Source organism: Citrobacter sp. XY323, assembly GCF_025106035.1.
Classification (GTDB): Bacteria; Pseudomonadota; Gammaproteobacteria; order Enterobacterales; family Enterobacteriaceae; genus Citrobacter; species Citrobacter braakii.
In genome coordinates, this window is the sequence record NZ_JANYUK010000003.1 from 1 (window position 1) to 16562 (window position 16562).

At 49.1% G+C, this 16562-nt stretch carries 17 protein-coding genes, 1 pseudogene and 1 other annotated feature; of the genes and pseudogenes, 17 read left to right on the plus strand and 1 reads right to left on the minus strand.

The genetic code is table 11. The features are described from left to right. Positions 1 to 110 precede the first annotated feature (110 nt). From N0B36_RS05805 to N0B36_RS05850, 10 genes and pseudogenes are all read left to right on the plus strand, one after another. Positions 111 to 491 carry a hypothetical protein gene (locus N0B36_RS05805; RefSeq protein ID WP_232584972.1) on the plus strand — a complete coding sequence of 127 codons (381 nt, stop codon included), beginning with the start codon at positions 111 to 113 and terminating at the stop codon, positions 489 to 491. Positions 492 to 562: 71 nt separating this feature from the next. Next, positions 563 to 766: a hypothetical protein gene (locus tag N0B36_RS05810; RefSeq protein ID WP_235116734.1), complete on the plus strand. Its 204-nt coding sequence runs from the start codon at positions 563 to 565 to the stop codon at positions 764 to 766. Between the two features lie 172 nt (positions 767 to 938). Beyond that, positions 939 to 1289, plus strand: a complete 351-nt coding sequence (locus tag N0B36_RS05815) for a hypothetical protein (protein WP_142417436.1) — start codon at positions 939 to 941, stop codon at positions 1287 to 1289. A gap of 184 nt (positions 1290 to 1473) precedes the next feature. Then, a complete protein-coding gene (locus N0B36_RS05820) occupies positions 1474 to 1623 on the plus strand; it encodes a hypothetical protein (RefSeq protein WP_232584968.1) in 150 nt (49 codons plus the stop codon). Positions 1624 to 1686: 63 nt separating this feature from the next. Then, positions 1687 to 2151: an HK97 gp10 family phage protein gene (locus N0B36_RS05825; protein ID WP_232585356.1), complete on the plus strand. Its 465-nt coding sequence runs from the start codon at positions 1687 to 1689 to the stop codon at positions 2149 to 2151. Next, complete coding sequence (locus tag N0B36_RS05830; protein ID WP_181603972.1) at positions 2148 to 2531, plus strand: hypothetical protein; 384 nt, start codon at positions 2148 to 2150, stop codon at positions 2529 to 2531. Before N0B36_RS05825 ends, N0B36_RS05830 begins: the two co-directional genes overlap by 4 nt. Positions 2532 to 2593: 62 nt before the next feature. Further along, positions 2594 to 3337 (plus strand): phage tail tube protein, encoded by a 744-nt coding sequence (locus N0B36_RS05835; RefSeq protein WP_259686181.1) that lies wholly within the window; start codon positions 2594 to 2596, stop codon positions 3335 to 3337. Between the two features lie 57 nt (positions 3338 to 3394). Then, positions 3395 to 4066 (plus strand): DUF6246 family protein, encoded by a 672-nt coding sequence (locus N0B36_RS05840; RefSeq protein WP_235116736.1) that lies wholly within the window; start codon positions 3395 to 3397, stop codon positions 4064 to 4066. 12 nt (positions 4067 to 4078) lie between these two features. Further along, positions 4079 to 6199, plus strand: a pseudogene (locus N0B36_RS05845) (tail protein (tape measure)); the annotation flags it as partial. Between the two features lie 101 nt (positions 6200 to 6300). Continuing rightward, entirely contained in the window at positions 6301 to 7122 is an 822-nt protein-coding gene (locus tag N0B36_RS05850; protein ID WP_259686201.1) for a hypothetical protein, read from the plus strand. Positions 7123 to 7155: 33 nt separating this feature from the next. On the opposite strand, the gene N0B36_RS05855 is transcribed toward N0B36_RS05850, so the two are convergent. Beyond that, positions 7156 to 9135 carry an acyltransferase family protein gene (locus N0B36_RS05855; protein WP_259686182.1) on the minus strand — a complete coding sequence of 660 codons (1980 nt, stop codon included), beginning with the start codon at positions 9133 to 9135 and terminating at the stop codon, positions 7156 to 7158. 446 nt (positions 9136 to 9581) lie between these two features. Between N0B36_RS05855 and thrS the strand changes: the two genes are divergently transcribed. From thrS to pheT, 7 genes are all read left to right on the plus strand, one after another. Further along, positions 9582 to 11510: a threonine--tRNA ligase gene (gene thrS, locus N0B36_RS05860; RefSeq protein ID WP_016152864.1), complete on the plus strand. Its 1929-nt coding sequence runs from the start codon at positions 9582 to 9584 to the stop codon at positions 11508 to 11510. Positions 11511 to 11513: 3 nt separating this feature from the next. After that, positions 11514 to 12056: a translation initiation factor IF-3 gene (gene infC, locus N0B36_RS05865; protein ID WP_048997935.1), complete on the plus strand. Its 543-nt coding sequence runs from the start codon at positions 11514 to 11516 to the stop codon at positions 12054 to 12056. Positions 12057 to 12152: 96 nt separating this feature from the next. After that, positions 12153 to 12350, plus strand: a complete 198-nt coding sequence (rpmI, locus tag N0B36_RS05870; protein ID WP_003030583.1) for a 50S ribosomal protein L35 — start codon at positions 12153 to 12155, stop codon at positions 12348 to 12350. A gap of 55 nt (positions 12351 to 12405) precedes the next feature. Continuing rightward, entirely contained in the window at positions 12406 to 12762 is a 357-nt protein-coding gene (gene rplT / locus N0B36_RS05875) for a 50S ribosomal protein L20 (RefSeq protein WP_003030578.1), read from the plus strand. A 120-nt stretch (positions 12763 to 12882) separates the two neighbouring features. Further along, positions 12883 to 13007 (plus strand) — a sequence feature (Phe leader region). After that, entirely contained in the window at positions 12888 to 12932 is a 45-nt protein-coding gene (gene pheM / locus N0B36_RS05880) for a pheST operon leader peptide PheM (protein ID WP_001386830.1), read from the plus strand. (Overlaps the previous feature by 45 nt.) A 167-nt stretch (positions 13008 to 13174) precedes the next feature. Then, positions 13175 to 14158 (plus strand): phenylalanine--tRNA ligase subunit alpha, encoded by a 984-nt coding sequence (pheS, locus tag N0B36_RS05885; protein WP_016152865.1) that lies wholly within the window; start codon positions 13175 to 13177, stop codon positions 14156 to 14158. A 15-nt stretch (positions 14159 to 14173) separates the two neighbouring features. Next, positions 14174 to 16561: a phenylalanine--tRNA ligase subunit beta gene (gene pheT, locus N0B36_RS05890; protein WP_181220506.1), complete on the plus strand. Its 2388-nt coding sequence runs from the start codon at positions 14174 to 14176 to the stop codon at positions 16559 to 16561. Position 16562: the final 1 nt, after the last annotated feature.

Genomic DNA, 16562 nt, shown 5'->3' on the forward strand with positions numbered 1-16562 from the left:
GCAGAGCAGGCAGAGCAGGCAGAGCAGGCAGAGCAGGCAGAGCAGGCAGAGCAGGCAGAGCAGGCAGAGCAGGCAGACACCTCCGCTAAATCGAAAAAGGCGAAATAACCATGGCAGTAGTGCAGATAACAGCCGAGCAGGTGAAGCAGCAGCTATCTGCACTCGGTTACTCAATTCCTGAGTTCATGATTGATGCTTACCTGTGCAAACTGGACAGCATTCAGGAGTGCCTGGAGGCGTCTGGCTATGATGAGTGCGACGTAATCCTGATTCAGGTATATGCCGTCACCTTAATGGCGCTCACGGCCTACAGCCAGCGCATTAAATCACAGTCAGCGCCTTCAGGGGCGTCGCGTTCGTTTGAGTACAGCGGCGATGTAACTAGCATGCGTGATGCTTTGCTGACACTTGATACTTCCGGCTGCACGTCAGCTCTACCGATTGATGTAGGTAGCAGCGTCGGATTCTTTGATGTTGTCGGGGGCTGTTGATGTTGGAAGCAAAGCTAATTACCGAACTGCTTAACCAGTTATTTTCTACCGACCAATCTGCGGCGAATGCCTTGGTAAATCATCGAGTGGTATGCAACGAAGCATTTCTCGGTAGCGACATCCCATTTGTTTGCTCTCAGTCTCGTGATGGCATCATCACCATGGGTGTGGTCGGGTTCGTGAATGGCATGGCTAAGCCGGGAACTGGTCGTGCAGCCGCTGTGTATGACGATGCCAATCATCTCACTGGGTTTACCGTCGTAGGTGCTGAGTGATGACGTACAAATCAGTTAAGCACGGCTTGCCGCGCTCGTTCACCCGCGTCTGGGTGATGACTGACACCGGGCGGGAGACGACCGGCTACGTTAAATCGGACGGCGAGTGGTTCATTAACTGCCCGCGCATCCGGGCGACTGGCGCGAAGGTTTTACGCTGGAAGGAGGGCTGATGTCATCGGTAGCGAACTGGAGCTATACCGCCACGGCAACCATCTGGCGCAAGCTGGAAGGCAATGACGAATACGGCGATCCGCTGGGCTATGCCGAACCTGAGCAAATCCTCTGCGATTACGAGGGCGGACTCAGCAAGAAGCTAGCCAGCTTGGGCGCTGAAATCGTCGTGAAAAATACAGTCTGGACCGAGTTTGCGCTGGCGGCCGCGGGTGATTACCTGCTGATCGGTGTATCGACCGAAGCCGACCCGGTTGTGGCCGGTGCCGACGAGGTGCGGCAGGTTATCCGCTACGCCGACACTTTCGAGCGTGTGACTGATGATTACGCCATCCTTACTGGAATCTGATAAACCTGTGCAATAATAGGGGAAAAATTACGTGGATTGAAAGGTAATGGGATTTCAATATTGGTTCACGGTGTGCGCGGTTTTTTTGGTTGGCCCAATCTCCTTGGTACAATCGTTTGTCTACTGTCGTCGGGGTGTTTATACCAAAACATTCAAAGGAACGCTCCGAAAGGAGTACATTCACGTGGATGAAAAGCCTATTGAATTCTGGTTCAGCATTATCTTTCACATGGTAATGGGCATGGCGATGATTGTTTTAGGCTTCTGGTTTTTAGATGACCTACCTGCTTTTCATGGTTGGTACACTGAAATTCGCGCAATGCTCCCTTTTTGATTCACCGTTTAAATGACACCAAACCTCGCTCAGGCGGGGTTTTTTTATTGCCTGGAGAAAGCTATGGGCATCAAAGTGAAGGGCATCAGCCAGGCGAAAAAGCACCTGAGCGATGTCATCAATGACGTTAAGGGCCGCAAGGTAATCCGCGCGCTGCAGTCGGCGATGATGCTTATCGGCACCCGGGCGGCATATTACACTCCGATCGACACCTCAACGCTGATTAACAGTCAGTTCCGGGAAATCGACGCTGGCGGCGTGCTCATCACCGGGCGAATCGGTTACTCAGCCAACTATGCCGCCTACGTGCATGAGGCGTCAGGCAAGCTGAAAGGCCAGCCGCGCGCGCACTTCGGCGTGACCAGCAACCGGTCTGAGTTCGGCCCGCAGAAACCGAAAGAGTTCGGCGGCGGGACCGGAAAGGGCAACTACTGGGATCCACATGGTGAGCCGCAATTCCTGACCAAAGGCGCGAATGACGAGCGCGATAACGTTGACGCGGTGATGCGCAAGGAGCTTTCGCTATGACACCCATGATGCACGAGCGGGTGCGCAACATGTTCGGTGACGCCGGGCTAACGACCGGATTTACGGTGCAGCAGCTGATGTACGACGACCCGGGTGACCAGTCGAAGGCGATCATGGTGTTCAGGCCAAACGGCGGCTCGAATATCCGAAACGATCTCGGATCGGAGTATCACGTCCTTGTCGACGTCGTCGGCGCGAAAGATAAGCGCAAAGACGCACTCAACGCCGTGCAGCGTATTGTCGATTATGTCCAAGCCAACCCCATGGTTAACGAGTGCGTAGGCTACATCCAGAACATGGGCGCAATCCCCGCGCCTGTGCTCACAGAAGAAGGGCGAATAGTCTTCCGACTCCAGTTCGCCTGCACTTACGGCGAATAGCCATCTCAACCAAATAACCCGCTCCGGCGGGTTTTCTTTTATACGTCAAAGAGGAGTTTCAAATGGCTGACTGCCCTAACTCGAACGAGCGCCTTTTCGGCGGTGCGATCGTGCTGGAGGTCGCTGACGGCTGCCCTGATGTAAAACCTGAAGAATCAGAGTGGAAATCTCTGGCTGCGGGTACATCAAAGGGCTTCGACTTCAACCCTAACTCGGTTACCTCTGATGCGGATGACGGCGGCGGCTATGTCGAGACCATCATCACTAACAGTGACTTTACCCTGAGCTTTGAAGGTGAAGTGCGCAAGAAGGACAAACTGGATCAGTACGGTGTTGGCAAGTTCATCAAGTATTTCGCTGACGAACTTAAGGCCAAGCGCCAGCCCGGTATCTGGGTACGTATGGACTACGGCCCGGTCGAATTCATCGGTTACATGAACATCACGGCTCTGAGCTCTGACGGCGGAACCAACGACATCGTCACGTTCTCTACCGAGTTCAAAGTCGGCGATGCAAGCACTATCGAGGTGAACGAAATCACTGCGGTAGCGGTGACTGGCGTGACGGTAACTCCGGCAACCAGTACTGGCGCGGCGGGAGGTACCAGCACATTCACGGTGAATATCGCACCAACCGGAGCAACCAACAAAGACTTCACCGTCGCATCAACCGATCCAACCAAAGCCACTGCCACAGCATCCGGTACCACTGTCACGGTGAACCGCGTCGCCACCGGCAGCGCGCAGATCATCATCAATACCGAAGACGGCAACTTTGTGGCCGTGCATACGGTTACCGTTACTTAACGGACATTCCAAAGGGCGGCGTGCTGCCCTTGATAATGACCGTTTACTGGAATGCCTATGACCGCTTTAACAGATATTGGTGAAATCTCCATCAGCGACAGCCGCGATGGCGGGAAAGATTACCTGCTGCGTCCTTCATTCGAGGCTATGACGAGGATCGGCACTCCGGAAGATATTGTGCAGGCGTATGCCACCATCCACGGCAATGACGTCGCTCAGCTCATTGAGGTTTGTGCTGGCACGCTGGGGCGTTTCCCTGCCTGGCTGTCACCATCATTCAACCGCGCTGCTGAAAAGCTTTTATCAACGTGTATGCATGTTTTACAGGCGTGCTGTGAGAGCGATCTGACGCCGATGATAGGCGAGTGGAAAGGTTGGCGGCATTGTGTCGTCTACCGCCCGGGCCAGATGCCGAAAAACGACATTATTGTGCTGGCTCAGCATCTCATGCAACACGGAGTGGTCGGTAAAGCCAAGGTTCGCCAGTTGCAGCGTCACGAGACGGGAGAACGTACTACCGAGTTTAAAGCCTTCGACTACATCAGCGCGGCACGCAGCCATTTTGGCATGAACCGCGCTGAAGCATCTCAGTTAACGATGACCGAATTTCAGATGCTGCTGGCGGCGAAATACCCCGATCAGAAAGGCTTCACTCGCGAAGAGTATGAGAGCATCGCCGACGAATATCTGGCTAAACAGGCCGCACGCAGGGCAAGAGCAAAGAAATAACCGGAGAATGACATGGCAGGTGAGAAGAACGCCGGTAGCATCGTTTATGAAATCAGCGCCGACGTTGAGCCGCTGTTGCAGGGCGGGAAACAGGCCATTGATGCTCTGGATAAACTGGATGCTGCGGCCCAGCAGTCTGGCAAGGGAATGGATAACCTCGATCAGAGCACATCTCAAACCGGGACCGCGTTTACAGAATTGGCTGGTTATGCCAACTCTATGGATAACCAACTGCGCAAGCTTAACACCAATGTGAGCGGGATCGCCCGCGCAATGGAAGAAGCCCGCAGTGGGACCGGTGGCGCTAACAGTGAGTTCAATCGCGCTGAATCCATCATCGAGGCGCTGGGTAACCAACTAGCTGTGCTGGACGAAGCACAGGAGAATGGCGCGCGCAGTGCTGCCGTTCTGGCTGCCCAGTTGCGCGCCGGGTCAAAAGCGACCGATGAAGAGAAGCAGAAGATCGGCGAGTTAACTGGTCGCCTGTATGACATGAAAACGGGCGTGGAGACCGGTGCCAAAGGAACCGGAGCCTGGAAAAACAGCATGCAACAGGCAGGGTACCAGGTTCAGGACTTCATCATTCAGGTTCAGGGCGGCCAGTCCGCGCTGGTAGCGTTTGCACAGCAGGGCTCTCAACTTGCCGGTGCATTCGGCCCGGGTGGTGCGGTAATTGGTTCTGTTATCGCTCTGAGCTCTGTCCTGGCCGGGGTGCTTATCACATCTCTTAATGGCGGCAAGAACGCCATGGATGCGCTGAAAGACGCAGCCGAGGCGATGGACAAGGTCATTACCATTTCCCAAAATGGCGTGGCCGCGCTGTCAGATAAGTACGCTTTTCTTGCAAAGACCAATTCTGAAGTCGCAACCCTAATGCGCAATCAGGCGCTTCTGGAGTACAACCAGGCGATCGCTAAAATACCAAAGGCCATTAGCGATGCTTCTAATTCATTTATCTCATTTGGCGATAAGGCTTTATCTGCATTTTCTGGTGGCTATGCCACTGTGCAGGGTTTCAATGAGCGCCTGGCTGCGCTTGATATCACCACAAGTAATTACTCAGAGGCGCTGAAGCAAATAAGCTCTGCTGGAATGGAGTGGAATGCAACGGGAATGAGCATCGCCAATACGGTCGGTGCATTGTCTTCCAAGTTTGGTATTAGCGAGCAAGAAGCCTTTGAGTTATCGAAGCAATTATCTGACCTAAGCAAAAATCCTTCGCCACAGGCTTTGCAGGATCTCGCCCTTAAATTGCAGAACCTTCAGCCAGCATCAAGTGACGGGCAGGCGGCTATTAACGCATTGCTTGGTCCTATCATTGAGCTAGCCAGAGAGGCAGCAAACGCTTCATTCAATGTCGATAGCCTTAAACGATCGACGGACAACCTCACCGCCGGCCAGAAGAACCTCATCAAGCAGTCTGAGCGCAACCTTGCGCTGTCTAAGTTGCAGGGTGAGGCTCGCGCCCGACTTCAGGCGCAATATGCCGCTGAAGATGCCGGGTTTGCGAAGGATGATCCACATGCTAAGCAGATGCAGGATGATGCTGCGCTACGTACAAAAATACGCAGGCGCAGAAGACTCTACAATCCGAGCAGAAGAAAGGGGCATCACAGGCTGAATCAATCGCTCAGAAACTGGCAAACCTGAAACAGCAGGCAGAACTTGCTGCCGGATCTACCAATGAACTGAGCAGAGAGCAGGCCATGCTCAATGCTGAACAGTCACTTGGGAAAGGGGCTACGCAAGCGCAAATCGCGGAGGCCAGGCAGTATGCCGCGGCTAAATGGGATACCGCCAACGCCATTAAAGCGCAGGCCGCAGCAGAGAAGCTGTTGCCGGAAGCGCGTGAAAACGCCAGCTACAGGTAGGATGTTGAAGCGCTGAATACCGCGCTGTCAGCCAAAAAAATTAGCCAGGAGCAGTACAACGAGACCTCTGAAAGGCTCGAAGCTACTCACCAGGCCAACCTTGCCAAAATTCGCGCGCAGCAGGCGGTTACACCGCAGCAAGATGCCGCTGGCGGAGTTGATCCTGTTCAGCAACTGGCAAACGAGAATGCCCGAAAACTTGCTCTGATTCAGGCCTATGAGCAGGAAGGGCTGATTACTCACGAGAACGCGCTCATATCTGACAATTATTTTTCTGCTCCGTCATTTTTAACTTTGTATACGCATATTACAAACTCAGACTGGAAGATAGATAACAATATTATTAATATTACAAGCACTGGAATGATAATCGGAGTAGATCAAGATGAAATTTCAAACTCAGCCCTGCGCCTTACTAATAACATTATGGGTAGATTACTAACATCAGGAACCGCCAACTTACATGTTAGTAATTTTGAGCGTGTATTCATTCATGATAATGAAATAAGAAATTGCTCTTTAAGTTTCGGGAGTTATAGTAAAGAGTTATTTATTGATAGAAATGACTTTAGTTGGTCAACATCTTTACCATCTACGCCAGTTTTTGGGGCAATGTGGAGTAACTCTGGAGGGGGATATCAAAAAGTATCATTAACAAATAACAATTTCACTGGCACATATAATAGATTCAACATTAAATGTTCTTCTGATTGTGTTGTAGAAATATCAGGCAATCAGTTAGGGACAGTCTCATCATTTTTTCTTGATTTAAGCTCAAGCGGTTATACTCCAAAGATACTTCGAGTAAATAGAAATATTCTAAGGGGTGGTAATGTTATTGCTAGTTTGCCATCAGGTATATCCATTGGTTCCTCCAATAGTATTATGGAGTTAACTTGCAACATGATTACCTCACAATCATTTACATCCCAGAGCGTTGCTACATTATTAAGAGACGATGGGAATCAATCATGGTTGTCTCACTATCAGTCAATTAGATGTGTTAGGAATAATTTCATAAATGCTCTATTGTGTTTAAAAATTGATGGAACTGGGTCCTCATCAGTATCGACATCAAATAAATTTTGGTTTGGTGAAAACTTGACCGTAAATTCAACTTTATCATGTAACTATCCAGTTGCTAATAAAGCCAATACTGATATAACTCAAACTCTTAATGTTTAATAAAGGCGCCGTCTAACGGCGCCTGATTTACGATTACTCTTTAACGAAAATTCTTCCGAGTTCCTTAGAACCAGACCAGTTTAAATGTCCGCCGTCTCTATAGATTATTTTTCCATTAATTTGACCTGTGCACGAACCATTTTTGCAGAGGATATCATTCGGATCAATATAAGTGATTTGTGGGTATTTTTTAATAATGTAATGAATGAACTCATCACCTCCTACAACCTCTTTTTTCATGTATTCTTTTGTGGAAATGTCTTTCCCACTTATTTTTCCTGATTTTATTTTGTTAAAATCAATTCCATTAACAGAGTTAAATATTATTACATTTACACCGTGGTTGATGTATTCTTTAATCATGGATTCAACTCTGTTTCTATAGTCTCTAGTGATGTTGTTACCATTGGAATCAAACAGAGCACATTCATGAGGTATACCAGTGATTTCATCACGTGAACATTTGTCATATTGTCTCCAGTCTGCAGATAATACAACGTACTTATATTTTAGAGATTCATTGAATATCCAAGAGGTAAAGCTTGCTGTGCTGGTTTTATATTCATTTTTGAAGTTAGGTCGACCAAAGGAGGTTGCTGGTATAGGTGGAGTCCAGCTTATTGTTCTTTCTTGAAAATTAAGTCCGTTAGCCTTCCCGTAAGAGTCAAAGAATCCTGCGCTTGCATTCCCAAAAGAGTCTCCCCATAGGTATCCATCAACAGGTCTTGATGTATCACCAATGTTACACTCTGGAATTATTTTTTTGATATCCCAATTGTTTTTATAATAGTTTGTATGGCAATCGCTTCTTATTTTGCTAGGATCATTTTCAGCGCTCAGTTCATCGATGTAACCTTTGAATCGGTAAGCGAATCCATCTGTTTTATATGAGGCAATAGTGATTCCTGTAAACGCAATGACAGGCAAAACGAAAAATATTAGGACTGTTTTTTGAAATGAAAAATTCAGATATCTGGTCTTATTTTCAATAAAATGAAATGTTACACTTGATAGCAATAGTGTAGTAATGATAATGGTTAATTGATTTAACGGTGTTAGAGGCAGGCCCCTATAATTATAAAAGGCAATTAATGGCCAATGCCACAAGTAAGCGGCATAGGATATTTTCCCTATGTAAACAATCGGCTTAAAACTAAGGATTTTGTTAACTGATGGATAAATATTGCCATTACCAGCAATTATTATCATTGCAGTTCCAAGGCATACAGGCAGCGCATTCAAGCCTGGGAAATTTGAATGCTTTGACAATATTAATGAAGAAGCAATAATGATTATTGCACCTAACGATGCAAATAAAGATCGGATCTTGATTGTAGGAAATGTATTATTTAGATAAATGGAACACATACCACCGATTAACAACTCGAAAGCTCTAGATGGTATCATGTAGTAAGCAAATGAAGGGTTGGTTAATGTTAGATACTGAGAATATCCAATGGATAATAAAAGGGAAGCTATGAATATAAACATCCCCTTCTTAAATCTAAATGCCAAGGTTAATATTATCGGCCAAAGAATGTAAAACTGCTCTTCAACAGATAATGACCATGTGTGTAAAAGTGGGAGATTGTCTGCGGACTGGTCAAAGTAACCGCCAGTGTTCAGCATGAAAAAGAAATTGCTTAATGAAAGTAATGATGCAAGAGCACTATTTATGAATTCTTTAAAATCTGTTTGCATCATAAAAAAATATGATGCAATGAATGTCACCGCAACTACTAATAATAGAGTTGGATAAATTCTTTTTATCCTTCGCAGATAAAAGTCTTGATAGCTAAAGGTCCCAGCTTGCAATTTAGGATATATGATTCCAGTAATGAGATATCCAGAAATCACAAAAAAAACATCAACACCAACAAAACCACCACTTATCCCTTGCACTCCAACATGATATAAAATCACCATTAATACGGCCAATGTGCGTAAGCCATCAATATCAGGTCTGTATTTAGCAGAATTCATACTGTTCTCTGTTTTATCCATTTTTGCCATGCTTGGCAGAATTCTAGATGTTGACTAAGTCACTGCAATCTTGGGCAAAACTATATCATCATACACTTGGATGATCGACCAGCGACCAGGTTTGATAGAGAAAACCGTGCGGTTGTTTTTTTACACTACAGTGAGACGAAACAGGGCACACAAAGCTTTGCGTTGGTTTGCAAGTGTTTGTGCTGCCCTTATCTAGTCGATTACATCCACTGTTGCAAGACAATTTGAAGCGATGTGAAACAGAGTGGTGCAATCACCACTTTTTTAGTGTTACCATCATTTTACCGGGTGAGGGACTGAGGATGTCAGTTTTTCATTTGTGTACCAGATTGTGTACCAATTTAGCGATTGTTGGTTAGATGGTTGCACAACTTACTGTAAACAAATAAATTTTCTCTTTGTATGTGATCTTACGTGTGGGTCACCACTGCAAATAAGGATATAACATGCCTGTTATTACTCTTCCTGATGGCAGCCAACGCCATTACGACCACGCTGTAAGCCCCATGGATGTTGCGCTGGACATCGGTCCAGGTCTGGCGAAAGCCACTATTGCTGGCCGTGTTGACGGTGAGCTGGTAGATGCTTCCGATCTGATTGAGCATGATGCGAAGCTCTCTATCATCACCGCGAAGGATGAAGAAGGTCTGGAGATCATTCGTCACTCCTGTGCGCACCTGTTAGGGCACGCGATCAAACAACTCTGGCCGCACACCAAAATGGCGATCGGACCGGTTGTTGATAACGGTTTTTACTACGATATCGATCTTGACCGTACGCTAACCCAGGAAGATGTCGACGCGCTCGAGAAGCGGATGCACGAGCTCGCTGAGAAAAACTACGATGTCATTAAGAAGAAAGTCAGCTGGTACGAAGCGCGTGAAACCTTCGTGAAGCGTGGCGAGACCTATAAAGTCTCCATTCTTGATGAAAACATTGCCCATGATGACAAGCCTGGCTTGTACCATCATGAAGAATATGTCGATATGTGCCGTGGCCCACACGTGCCGAACATGCGTTTCTGTCATCACTTCAAACTGATGAAGACCGCTGGGGCATACTGGCGTGGCGACAGCAATAACAAGATGCTGCAGCGTATTTATGGTACTGCGTGGGCCGATAAAAAAGCCCTGAGTGCCTACCTGCAACGTCTGGAAGAAGCGGCCAAACGCGACCACCGTAAAATCGGTAAGCAGCTTGACCTGTATCATATGCAGGAAGAAGCGCCGGGTATGGTGTTCTGGCACAATGATGGCTGGACAATCTTCCGTGAACTGGAAGTCTTTGTTCGCTCAAAACTGAAAGAATACCAGTATCAGGAAGTTAAAGGTCCGTTCATGATGGACCGCGTGCTGTGGGAAAAAACAGGTCACTGGGATAACTACAAAGATGCGATGTTCACGACCTCCTCTGAGAACCGTGAATACTGCATTAAGCCCATGAACTGCCCGGGCCACGTGCAGATCTTCAATCAGGGTCTGAAATCCTATCGTGATCTGCCGTTGCGTATGGCCGAGTTTGGTAGCTGCCACCGTAATGAGCCGTCAGGCGCGCTGCATGGCCTGATGCGTGTTCGTGGCTTCACTCAGGATGATGCACATATCTTCTGTACAGAAGAGCAGATCCGTGATGAAGTTAACGCTTGCATTCGTATGGTCTACGATATGTATAGCACCTTTGGCTTCGAAAAAATCGTCGTCAAACTGTCCACTCGCCCCGAAAAACGTATCGGTAGCGATGAAATGTGGGACCGTGCTGAAGCTGACCTGGCCGTTGCGCTGGAAGAAAACAACATCCCGTTTGAGTACCAACTGGGTGAGGGCGCATTCTACGGTCCGAAAATTGAATTTACCCTGTATGACTGCCTCGATCGTGCATGGCAGTGCGGTACTGTACAGCTGGACTTCTCTCTGCCGTCCCGTTTAAGCGCCTCTTATGTTGGCGAAAACAACGAGCGTCAGGTGCCGGTTATGATTCACCGCGCAATTCTTGGGTCGATGGAACGTTTCATCGGTATCCTGACCGAAGAGTTCGCTGGCTTCTTCCCGACCTGGCTTGCGCCAGTTCAGGTTGTCGTCATGAACATCACCGATTCACAGTCTGAATACGTCAACGAATTAACGCAGAAACTACAAAATGCGGGTATTCGTGTAAAAGCAGACTTGAGAAATGAGAAGATTGGCTTTAAAATCCGCGAGCACACTTTACGTCGTGTCCCTTACATGTTGGTCTGTGGCGACAAAGAGGTAGAAGCAGGCAAAGTTGCCGTGCGCACCCGTCGTGGCAAAGACTTGGGCAGCCTGGACGTAAATGAAGTGATTGAGAAGCTGCAACAAGAGATTCGCAGCCGCAGTCTTCAACAACTGGAGGAATAAGGTATTAAAGGCGGAAAACGAGTTCAAACGGCACGTCCGAATCGTATCAATGGCGAGATTCGCGCCCTGGAAGTTCGCTTAACAGGTCTGGAAGGCGAAGCTTTGGGTATTGTGAGTCTGAGAGAAGCGATCGAAAAAGCTGAAGAAGCTGGAGTAGATTTAGTTGAAATCAGCCCTAACGCCGAACCGCCAGTTTGTCGTATTATGGACTACGGCAAGTTCCTTTATGAAAAGAGTAAGTCTTCTAAGGAACAGAAGAAAAAGCAAAAAGTTATCCAGGTTAAGGAAATTAAATTCCGTCCTGGCACCGACGATGGCGATTACCAGGTAAAACTCCGCAGCCTGGTACGCTTTCTGGAAGATGGCGATAAGGCTAAGATCACGCTGCGTTTTCGCGGTCGTGAGATGGCCCACCAACAGATCGGTATGGAAGTGCTCAACCGCGTCCGTGACGATCTGAGTGAACTGGCAGTAGTCGAATCCTTCCCTACGAAGATCGAAGGCCGCCAGATGATCATGGTGCTCGCTCCTAAGAAGAAACAGTAAGGCCTTCAAGTAGCAATGTCTGTGGAGCCTGCGGGTTCCACAGCCGTTGTTCGCCTACGTTTCGTTTATTAACAATGCGAAGTGGAAGTTATTAAAATGCCAAAAATTAAGACCGTACGCGGTGCTGCTAAGCGCTTCAAAAAAACCGGTGGTGGTGGATTTAAGCGTAAGCACGCAAACCTGCGTCATATTCTGACCAAAAAATCTACTAAGCGTAAACGTCACCTGCGTCCAAAAGGCCTCGTTTCTAAAGGCGATCTGGGTCTGGTTATCGCGTGCCTGCCGTACGCATAAGCCGTTAACGTTTAATTAATTTTTTTACTAAGAATATAGATACAGGAGAGCACATATGGCTCGCGTAAAACGTGGTGTAGTTGCCCGTGCACGTCACAAGAAAATTTTGAAACAAGCTAAAGGCTACTACGGTGCGCGTTCTCGCGTATACCGCGTTGCCTTCCAGGCTGTTATCAAAGCTGGTCAGTACGCTTATCGTGACCGTCGTCAGAAAAAGCGTCAGTTCCGTCAACTGTGGATTGCGCGTATCAACGCAGCAGCACGTCAGAACGGTATTTCTTACAGCAAATTCATCAACGGCCTGAAAAAAGCCTCTGTTGAAATCGACCGTAAGATCCTGGCTGACATCGCAGTATTCGACAAAGTAGCGTTCACCGCCCTGGTCGAAAAAGCGAAAGCAGCTCTGGCATAAGCCGGTGAAGAGAGGGAGCCTGGCTCCCTCTCTTTTATTTGTAGTGCAATCAATTGGTTGACAATTTATCCGTAAGCCTTTTCAATAAAGGTTGTCCGGTTTTTACCACACAAGGTAACGCAAGCATGAATGCTGCTATTTTCCGCTTCTTCTTTTACTTTAGCACCTGAACTCAGGAGGCTTGCGCGTGAAAGAAGAAACGGAAAACAGCGCCTAAAAGCCTCCCTGGTGGAGGCTTTTTTTATACACGTTATCCTTCAGGCTGCCTCTGCGTTGGCTGCAGTCGCTTCCCCCAGTCTCGTACTTGTGTACGCTCCTGAGGATTAGCGCTTTACTGCTGCCTTGACTCAGCCAGAATGATTTTGTGTATATACGAGCGACTAGTGAATATCGCAACATAACGAGGAAAACCATGTCACATCTCGCAGAGCTGGTTGCCAGTGCAACGGCCGCCATTAACCAGGCTTCAGATGTTGCCGCGTTAGACAATGTCCGCGTCGAATATTTGGGCAAGAAAGGGCACCTGACCCTTCAGATGACTACCCTGCGTGAACTGCCGGCAGAAGAGCGCCCGGCAGCAGGTGCGGTGATAAACGAAGCCAAAGAGCAGGTTCAGCAAGCGCTGAACGCGCGTAAAGCCGAATTAGAAAATGCCGCGCTGAATGCTCGTCTGGCTGAAGAAACGATCGATATCTCCTTGCCTGGGCGTCGTATCGAAAACGGCGGTTTGCATCCGGTAACGCGGACTATCGATCGCATTGAAAGTTTCTTTGGTGAGCTGGGCTTTACCGTGGCGACCGGTCCGGAAATCGAAGATGATTATCATAACTTCGATGCGCTGAACATTCCTGGCCATCACCCGGCGCGCGCTGACCACGACACTTTCTGGTTTGATGCGACGCGTCTGCTGCGCACGCAGACTTCCGGCGTGCAGATCCGCACCATGAAAGAAAAACAGCCGCCGATCCGTATTATCGCTCCGGGCCGCGTATATCGTAACGACTACGATCAGACGCACACCCCAATGTTCCATCAGATGGAAGGGCTGATTGTTGATACCAACATCAACTTCACCAACCTGAAAGGCACGCTGCACGATTTCCTGCGCAACTTCTTTGAAGAAGACCTGCAGGTTCGTTTCCGTCCTTCCTACTTCCCGTTCACCGAACCTTCTGCGGAAGTCGATGTGATGGGTAAAAATGGCAAATGGCTGGAAGTATTGGGTTGCGGAATGGTTCATCCGAATGTGCTGCGTAACGTCGGTATCGATCCGGAAATCTACTCTGGCTTTGCATTCGGTATGGGTATGGAGCGTCTGACCATGCTGCGTTACGGCGTAACCGATCTGCGTTCTTTCTTCGAAAACGATCTGCGTTTCCTCAAACAGTTTAAATAAAGGCAGGATAAAACAATGAAATTCAGTGAACTGTGGTTACGCGAATGGGTAAACCCGGCGATTGATAGCGATGCGTTGTCAAACCAAATCACGATGGCGGGTCTGGAAGTTGACGGTGTGGATCCTGTTTCTGGCGCGTTCAACGGCGTTGTGGTGGGCGAAGTGGTTGAGTGCGCTCAGCATCCGAACGCTGACAAACTGCGCGTCACCAAGGTGAATGTCGGCGGCGACCGCCTGCTGGATATCGTCTGCGGTGCGCCAAACTGCCGTCAAGGGCTGAAAGTGGCTGTAGCAACCGTTGGTGCCGTTCTGCCGGGCGATTTCAAAATCAAAGCCGCAAAACTGCGCGGTGAGCCGTCTGAAGGCATGCTGTGCTCGTTCTCCGAGCTGGGCATTTCCGACGATCACAACGGTATTATCGAACTGCCTGTCGATGCACCAATTGGTACCGATATCCGTGAATACCTGAAGCTTGACGATAATACTATCGAAATCAGCGTCACTCCGAACCGCGCCGACTGCTTAGGCATTATCGGTGTGGCACGTGACGTAGCTGTATTGAACAAAGCCCCTCTGGTTGAGCCGGAAATAGCGCCAGTAGCCGCAACCATTAGCGACGTCCTGCCGATTCAGGTCGACGCGGTGGAAGCCTGCCCACGCTATCTGGGCCGCGTGGTGAAAGGCATTAACGTTAAAGCGCCAACCCCGCTGTGGATGAAAGAAAAACTGCGTCGTTGCGGCATCCGCTCGATCGATGCCGTGGTTGACGTGACTAACTATGTGCTGCTCGAATTGGGCCAGCCGATGCACGCATTCGACAAAGACCGCATTGAAGGCGGGATTGTTGTCCGCATGGCAAAAGAAGGTGAAACCCTGGTATTGCTGGACGGCAGTGAAGCGAAGCTGAATGCGGATACGCTGGTGATTGCGGACCATAACAAAGCGCTGGCAATGGGCGGCATCTTTGGTGGCGAGCACTCCGGTGTGAATGATGAAACGCAAAACGTCCTGCTGGAATGCGCGTTCTTCAGCCCGCTGTCTATTACCGGTCGCGCGCGTCGTCACGGTCTGCACACCGATGCCTCTCACCGCTATGAGCGTGGTGTCGATCCGGCGCTGCAACATAAAGCCATGGAACGTGCTACGCGCTTGCTGATTGATATCTGCGGCGGCGAAGCGGGTCCAATCATTGACGTGACGAACGAAGCCTCGCTGCCAAAACGCGCAACCATTACGCTTCGCCGTAGCAAACTGGAGCGTCTGATCGGACACCATATTGCAGATGAGCAGGTGAGCGATATTCTGCGCCGTCTGGGTTGTGATGTCACGGAAGGGCAAGATGAGTGGAAAGCGGTAGCACCGAGCTGGCGTTTCGATATGGAGATCGAAGAAGACCTGGTCGAAGAAGTCGCCCGCGTATACGGTTATGACAATATCCCGAATACGCCAATTCAGGCGGGTCTTATCATGGGTACGCATCGTGAAGCGGATTTGTCGCTGAAACGCGTAAAAACCATGCTGAATGACAAAGGCTACCAGGAAGTTATTACCTACAGCTTTGTCGACCCGAAAGTCCAGGCGCTGCTGCACCCGGGTGAAGAAGCGCTGCTGCTGCCAAGCCCAATCTCGATTGATATGTCGGCAATGCGTTTATCCCTGTGGACCGGCTTGCTGTCTACGGTAGTGTACAACCAGAATCGTCAGCAAAACCGCGTGCGTATTTTCGAAACGGGTTTACGTTTCGTACCGGACACGCAGGCCAATCTCGGGATCCGTCAGGATCTGATGCTGGCGGGCGCGATCTGCGGTAACCGTCATGATGAACACTGGAATCTGGCAAAAGAGACCGTTGATTTCTATGATCTGAAAGGCGATCTGGAAGCGGTTCTCGACCTGACCGGCAAGCTGGCGGATATTCAGTTCAAAGCTGAAGCGAATCCAGCACTGCATCCGGGGCAGTCTGCGGCGATTTATCTGAAAGGTGAACGCATTGGTTTCATTGGGGTTGTTCATCCTGAACTTGAACGTAAACTGGATCTGAACGGTCGCACTCTGGTGTTTGAACTGGAGTGGAACAAGCTCGCAGACCGCGTGGTGCCTCAGGCGCGTGAAGTTTCTCGCTTCCCGGCGAACCGTCGCGACATCGCAGTCGTTGTGGCAGAAAACGTTCCCGCTGCGGATATTTTATCCGAATGTAAGAAAGTTGGCGTAAATCAGGTAGTTGGCGTAAACTTGTTTGACGTGTACCGCGGTAAGGGTGTTGCGGAGGGTTATAAGAGCCTCGCTATCAGCCTGATCCTTCAGGATACCAGCCGTACACTTGAAGAAGAGGAGATTGCCGCTACCGTCGCCAAATGTGTAGAGGCATTAAAAGAGCGATTCCAGGCATCATTGAGGGATTGAA